Annotated in this window: 6 protein-coding genes; 2 read left to right on the top strand and 4 right to left on the bottom strand. The window is 59.1% G+C overall.

Annotation, left to right across the window (positions count from 1 at the left end; translation table 11 throughout):
• Positions 1 to 203: 203 nt before the first annotated feature.
• The 4 genes from GOX88_RS23150 to GOX88_RS23135 all read right to left on the bottom strand — a co-directional run bounded on the left by GOX88_RS23150 (position 204) and on the right by GOX88_RS23135 (position 2,566).
• On the bottom strand, positions 204 to 776 hold the full coding sequence (locus GOX88_RS23150; RefSeq protein WP_170407786.1) for a cob(I)yrinic acid a,c-diamide adenosyltransferase: 573 nt from the start codon (positions 774 to 776) through the stop codon (positions 204 to 206).
• The gene (locus tag GOX88_RS23145) at positions 777 to 980 is read right to left on the bottom strand and encodes a twin transmembrane helix small protein (RefSeq protein ID WP_170328291.1); all 204 of its coding nucleotides are present in this window, start codon (positions 978 to 980) and stop codon (positions 777 to 779) included.
• Positions 981 to 1,060: 80 nt separating this feature from the next.
• Positions 1,061 to 1,888 carry an SDR family NAD(P)-dependent oxidoreductase gene (locus GOX88_RS23140; RefSeq protein WP_170407783.1) on the bottom strand — a complete coding sequence of 276 codons (828 nt, stop codon included), beginning with the start codon at positions 1,886 to 1,888 and terminating at the stop codon, positions 1,061 to 1,063.
• A gap of 69 nt (positions 1,889 to 1,957) precedes the next feature.
• Positions 1,958 to 2,566: an SH3 domain-containing protein gene (locus GOX88_RS23135; protein ID WP_254436265.1), complete on the bottom strand. Its 609-nt coding sequence runs from the start codon at positions 2,564 to 2,566 to the stop codon at positions 1,958 to 1,960.
• Positions 2,567 to 2,766: 200 nt separating this feature from the next.
• Between GOX88_RS23135 and GOX88_RS23130 the strand changes: the two genes are divergently transcribed.
• Positions 2,767 to 5,115, top strand: coding sequence for a DNA topoisomerase IV subunit A (locus GOX88_RS23130; RefSeq protein ID WP_170407780.1), 2,349 nt, complete (start codon positions 2,767 to 2,769; stop codon positions 5,113 to 5,115).
• A gap of 97 nt (positions 5,116 to 5,212) precedes the next feature.
• The gene (locus GOX88_RS23125) at positions 5,213 to 5,806 is read left to right on the top strand and encodes a hypothetical protein (protein ID WP_170407777.1); all 594 of its coding nucleotides are present in this window, start codon (positions 5,213 to 5,215) and stop codon (positions 5,804 to 5,806) included.
• Positions 5,807 to 5,974 lie beyond the last annotated feature (168 nt).

Here is a 5,974-nt window from a genome sequence, read left to right as displayed (position 1 = left end):
TTATAGTCAATCACGCGCTTCACAGGCACGAGTACCTTCATTTTGCGCTTGCTCCTCACAAAAAACGGTAAGCCGCGAAGCGACTCCACCAATGCTCTCGGACGTTTGAATAACGTCTGAATTCGCCGCGTAACAGAGCAAAATCGTCACGTCATGGGCTTGGGACGTCGCGTTTCGTGTTTTTTGACGCTGCGGCCTGAAACTTAGCGGTTCGCGCCCGGAACCCACAGCACGTCCTGCGTGCCGTTTTCGTTGGCACAACGGGCGGCTACGAAGAACCAGTCGCTGAGGCGGTTGAGGTATTTCACTGCAACCTCGTTTACGGGCTCCATGTTGGTCAGTTCCACCGCCAGCCGCTCGGCCCGGCGCGAGACGGTCCTGCACACATGCAGTTGCGCTGCCAGTCGCGATCCGCCGGGCAGGATGAAGCTGCGCAGCGGTTCCAGCGATTCGTTCATGGCGTCGATCTCGGCCTCGAGCCGGTCGATCTGAGAGGCGACGACTCGCAGAGGCGGATAATCAGCCTCGGCGTCCTTTTCCATCTCGGGGCGGCAGAAATCGGCACCCAGATCGAACAGGTCGTTCTGAATACGCGACAGGGCGGCGTCGACTTCGCCATCTGCCTCGGTGCGGGCCACGCCGACAAAGGCGTTCAGCTCGTCCACGGTGCCATAGGCAGCCACACGGCCCGAGTATTTGGCCACCCGTTCACCATTGCCAAGCGCCGTTTTCCCGTCATCGCCTGTGCGGGTGTAAATCTTGTTCAGAACGACCATCTATTGTGCTCCTTGTCCACGCAGCCAGACGTAGAGCAGGATCAGCACCACGGCAATGAACTGGAACAGGATGCGCAACTGCATCATCCGGTTGCTTTTCATCGCGGCGCTTTTGCCGCTTTTGCCAAAGTTCGAAATGCCAATCGCCAGCACAACGACCACTGCCGCCATGGCCAACAGCAAAATGACCATCAAAAGGTCCATGGATGCACCGTCCGCGTTTCTTGTTTCGTTGATCTATCATCTAGACCCACGGGGGCAAAAAGCGAACGGTTAATTTCGCATCAGACGTCGGAAAGGATGCGGTCGATAGTGCGGGTCGGCAGGATGCGGCGCAGGTATCCGGCGATATATGTCGGTGTCGTCACGTAGTACCGTGCCCGAGGGCGTTTTGAGCCAACCGCATGGGCCAGCTTGTCGGTAACGGCTGATGCTGGCAGCTCGAACCGGTCGGGTCCTCTGGATTCGTACAGTCTTTTCAACAGGGATGCCTCGTACCGTTCCCGCAGGGCCGAGTTCTGCCAGTTGATGAACCGCTCGAAAAACGGGATCGAGTTTTCGCGGATTTTCGAGGTGATCGGGCCGGGTTCGATCAGGATGACCTTTATGTCGGTGTCGGCCAGTTCCAGACGCAGCGTGTCCGTCAGACCTTCGACGGCATATTTCGTCGCCACATAGGCCCCGCGCCAGGGAAAGGCGACAAAACCGAGTACCGAGGAGTTCTGAACGATTCGCCCATGTCCCTGCGCCCGCATGACCGGAATGACTTGCCGGGTCAGCTCGTGCCAGCCAAAGAAATTGGATTCGAAAATCGCGCGCAGACCCTCTGTCGGCAGATCCTCGACCGCACCGGGCAAGCCATGCGCGCCGTTGTTGAACAGTGCGTCCAGCGTGCCGCCGGTGGCCTCCAGAACCTCGGCAAGGCCCGAGGCGATGCTGTCCGGGTCAGTGTAATCGATGCGTGGGCTTTCAAAACCCTGCGCCCGCAGCCTGTCGCAATCCCTCTGTTGGCGGCACGAGGCAAACACCCGCCATCCACGCGCACGCATTCCATGGGCCGCATCCAGACCAATGCCCGAGGAACAACCGGTGATAAGAATGGTCTTTTTCATGATCTTCCTGACTCTGAACCTGCGCCTAAGCTATGGCGAGGTTTGGGTCAGGACAATGACAGGACGCCGTCAGTTCGAGGTTTTTCGCACCAGCGAGGCAGAAACCCATCCGACCTGTTGCTGTGGCAACACGCGCAGGCGCAGCCAGCCGGTGCCGGATTCACTCAGAACCTCGACCTGCTGACCGATGGTAACCTTGCCGATGATCGGATAGATCGTGCCCGGCCCGTCGCGCATGTTTACGCGGGTGCCCGAGATTTCCCGAATGTCCTTTTCGGGCTCGGGGATGGCGGGCGTTTCGACCACGTCTTCCTGCACCTCGTCGGTGATCTGGGTAAGGCCGGCCACGCCGTCCTCAAGCGAGGCCAGCGTTATGTTGGCGCTTTGATCCTCGAACACCGACAGGGTCGAGAAAGATTCGAGAGTGGCGTCATCCGCCACGAACTCGACCACCTCTTCCACTGCCGTTTCCGGCTGAATGCGCACTGTCGGAATGCGAGCCGCGACATTGGTCACAAGTTCCTCGGCGCGGGCAGGGGCGACAGATGGATTCGGAACAGAGGCGATGCGAACGGGTTGTTCGGCACGCAGGCCGCGCGGTTCGAAATCCGGGCCGCCGCTCATTACATAAAAGCACCAACCAAGTGCAGCGAAAGTGATAACAATAAGGCGCGTCATGGCGCATCCCCCGGTAATCGTAAGAAACAACAAATAGGCAGTAGTCTAATGCGTTCAGGGTATCATATTTCGGTTTCCGAGTCGAAAAACGGGGGAAATCCGGGGGTTGCCTCCCCCTGTTGCAAAAAGCGCCACTTGTCCCCAGCAAAATATGCGCTGCTTGCTTTACCAAGGCGCGCTTGCGGCGTATCACATCATATATGAACGATACGATCGACGACCCCAACATGGAGGCCCCCGAGAACGGGGGCGAGGTAGCCGAACCGCTGCGCCGCGCGATTGGCGAACGCTATCTGACCTATGCGCTGTCCACCATCATGCATCGCGCTTTGCCGGATGCCCGGGATGGTCTGAAGCCGGTTCACCGGCGAATCCTTTATGCCATGCGCGAGCTGCGACTCAGCGCGACGGGGGGGTTCCGGAAATCCGCCAAGATTTCGGGCGACGTGATGGGTAACTATCACCCGCATGGCGACGCCGCGATTTACGATGCGATGGCGCGTCTGGCGCAGGATTTCAACGTCCGCTACCCGCTGGTCGACGGGCAGGGGAATTTCGGCAATATCGACGGCGACAACCCGGCAGCCTCGCGGTACACCGAGGCGCGGATGACCATCGTGGCCGAGGCGCTGCTTGAGGGTCTGAACGAGGACGCTGTCGATTTCCGCGACAACTATGACGGCACGCTGACAGAACCGGTGGTGCTGCCTGCGCAGTTCCCGAACCTGCTGGCCAACGGTGCCAGCGGTATTGCGGTCGGCATGGCGACGAATATCCCGCCGCACAATATTTCCGAACTGTGTGACGCCTGTCTGCATCTGATCAAAACGCCGGATGCGCGCGACGACACGCTGTTGAACTACGTCCCCGGCCCGGATTTCCCGACCGGCGGTGTGATCGTAGAGCCACCTGAGAACATCGCTCAGGCCTATCGCACCGGTCGCGGGTCCTTCCGTCTGCGTTGCAAGTTTGAGGTCGAAGATCTTGGCCGTGGCCAGTGGCAGATCGTCGTCACCGAGATCCCCTATCAGGTTCAGAAGTCCAAGCTGATCGAAAAGATCGCGGAGCTGATCCAAACCAAGAAAATCCCGATCCTCGCCGATGTCCGCGACGAATCCGCCGATGACATCCGCCTGATTCTGGAGCCGCGTTCCAAGAACGTGGACCCCGAAGTGCTGATGGGCATGCTCTATCGCAACTCGGACCTTGAGGTGCGGTTCAGCCTGAACATGAACGTGCTGATCGACGGCGTGACGCCCAAGGTCTGTTCGATGAAGGAAGTGCTGCGCGCTTTCCTTGATCACCGGCAAGAGGTGCTGATACGCCGTTCGCGTCACCGCATGGCTAAGATCGACCACCGTCTGGAGGTGTTGGAGGGCTTTATCGTCGCCTTCCTGAACCTTGACCGCGTAATCGACATCATCCGCTATGACGACGACCCCAAAGCCGCGCTGATGCGCGAGGATTGGGGCATTACCCATGTCCGCGCGACCGATGAGTCCGATTATGTCTCGCCCAAGCCGGGTGAGGGCGAGCTGTCCGAGGTTCAGGTCGACGCCATCCTCAACATGCGTCTGCGTAGCCTGCGCCGTCTGGAAGAGATGGAACTGGTCCGCGAACGCGACGCATTGATGGAAGAGCGTGCCAACCTCGAAGACCTGCTGGCCGATCCTGCCCTGCAATGGGCCAAGATCGCCGAGCAGCTGAAAGAGACCAAGAAGACCTTTGGCAAAGATTACGAAGGCGGCGCGCGGCGCACGCAGTTTGCCGAGGCTGGGCAGGTCGAAGAAGTGCCGCTTGAGGCGATGATTGACCGCGAACCGATCACGGTTGTCTGCTCTCAAATGGGCTGGATTCGCGCCATGACCGGCCATATCGACCTGAAGCGTGAACTCAAGTTCAAGGACGGCGACGGGCCGCGTTTCATCTTCCACGCCGAAACCACCGACCGACTGCTGGTGTTTGCCTCCAATGGTCGATTCTACACGGTCAGCGCGGCGAACTTGCCCGGCGGGCGGGGCATGGGCGAACCGCTGCGCCTGATGGTCGACCTGCCGAACGAGGCGCAGATCATCGACATCCTGATCCACAAACCGGGGCGCAAGCTGCTGGTGGCCTCGGATGCGGGTAACGGCTTCATGGTGCCCGAGGATGACGTGCTGGCGCAGACCCGCAACGGTAAGCAGGTGCTGAACGTCAAGGGCGACGAGACCGCGATGATCTGTAAGCCGATTGCGGGCGATCACGTGGCCGTGGTGTCTCAGAACGGCAAGTTCCTGGTCTTCCCGACCGAGGAACTGCCCGAGATGACCCGCGGCAAGGGCGTGCGCCTGCAGAAGTACAATATGGCGCGCGGGCGTCAGGGGACGTTGGAACTGGATGGCGGTCTGTCCGACATCACGACGTTCAACTGGGAAGAGGGTCTGAAATGGTCTATGGGCGGCGACAAAACGCGGCACGAGGCCGATATGTCCCAATGGCTGGCCAAACGTGCCAGCGTCGGGAAAAAGCCGCCTTACGGCTTCCCGCGGAACTATAAATTCTCGTGATCCAGCCTCGGTTTCTGGGGAAATCCGCCGATACGGCTTGGCACAGGCCGTATCGGTGCGCTAGATCAAAGCAAAACAGGCCTATCGAGAAGAGACTATGTTGCGCATTCTGACTTTGATCACCGGACTGGCCCTGATGGGCGCTTGCACACAGACCCAGGTTTACGAAGAACCCGAGTCGTTAGGCGAATTCAATATGCGCGTGAACTATGCCTTTGCTGACAAGGCGGTTCAGGGGCCGGTGTCGCGGGATGCCACTCCGGACGAATGGACGTCTGCAATCCAGAATGCGGTCGATATCCGCTTGGGTCGTTATGAGGGCGCGCAGGAATATGACATCGGCATCAGCCTCGAAGGCTATATGCTGGCTCCTCCGGGCATCCCGGTGATCTATAACCCCAAAAGCACGGCAATTGTTCTGGTCAACGTCTACGACGTGAACAAGAAAGAGTTCCTGGCCAAAGGTAAGCAGTTCCAGGTGCTGGAAGACACAACCGGCGGCAGCGCCCTGAAAGGGTCGGGTCATGAACGCACCAAAGAGGAACAAATGAGCGGCCTGGCTCTGAAAGTTGCCGACCGGGTCGAAGAGTGGTTGGCCGAGGAACATGAAGAGAACGGCTGGTTCGACAAGCGGCCCGACCTGATCCAGCCGCTGGATTCCGACGTGGTGACGCAAAATCCGGCATCATAAACGGGTTTTAACGCAGGATGTGCTTGATTTTCCCCTTTGAACCAAATATCTCGCGCGCGCAGATGTAACCACGGGACCAAGGGTCCCCCAAATCGCAAAAGGGCGCCTGAGGAATGGCAAAGGAAAAGTTTGAGCGTAATAAGCCGCACGTCAACATCGGCACGATTG

The organism is Ruegeria arenilitoris (assembly GCF_013030985.1).
Taxonomy (GTDB): domain Bacteria; phylum Pseudomonadota; class Alphaproteobacteria; order Rhodobacterales; family Rhodobacteraceae; genus Ruegeria; species Ruegeria arenilitoris_B.
The sequence above is the reverse complement of the archived record's forward strand: the minus strand, read 5'-3'. Positions and strand labels throughout refer to the sequence as shown.

Coding starts and splice junctions, on each gene's coding strand:
- GOX88_RS23150 (WP_170407786.1), bottom strand. CDS start 776: ATGGTCGTTCTGAACAAGATTTACACCCGCACAGGCGATGACGGGAAA.
- GOX88_RS23145 (WP_170328291.1), bottom strand. CDS start 980: ATGGACCTTTTGATGGTCATTTTGCTGTTGGCCATGGCGGCAGTGGTC.
- GOX88_RS23140 (WP_170407783.1), bottom strand. CDS start 1,888: ATGAAAAAGACCATTCTTATCACCGGTTGTTCCTCGGGCATTGGTCTG.
- GOX88_RS23135 (WP_254436265.1), bottom strand. CDS start 2,566: ATGACGCGCCTTATTGTTATCACTTTCGCTGCACTTGGTTGGTGCTTT.
- GOX88_RS23130 (WP_170407780.1), top strand. CDS start 2,767: ATGAACGATACGATCGACGACCCCAACATGGAGGCCCCCGAGAACGGG.
- GOX88_RS23125 (WP_170407777.1), top strand. CDS start 5,213: ATGTTGCGCATTCTGACTTTGATCACCGGACTGGCCCTGATGGGCGCT.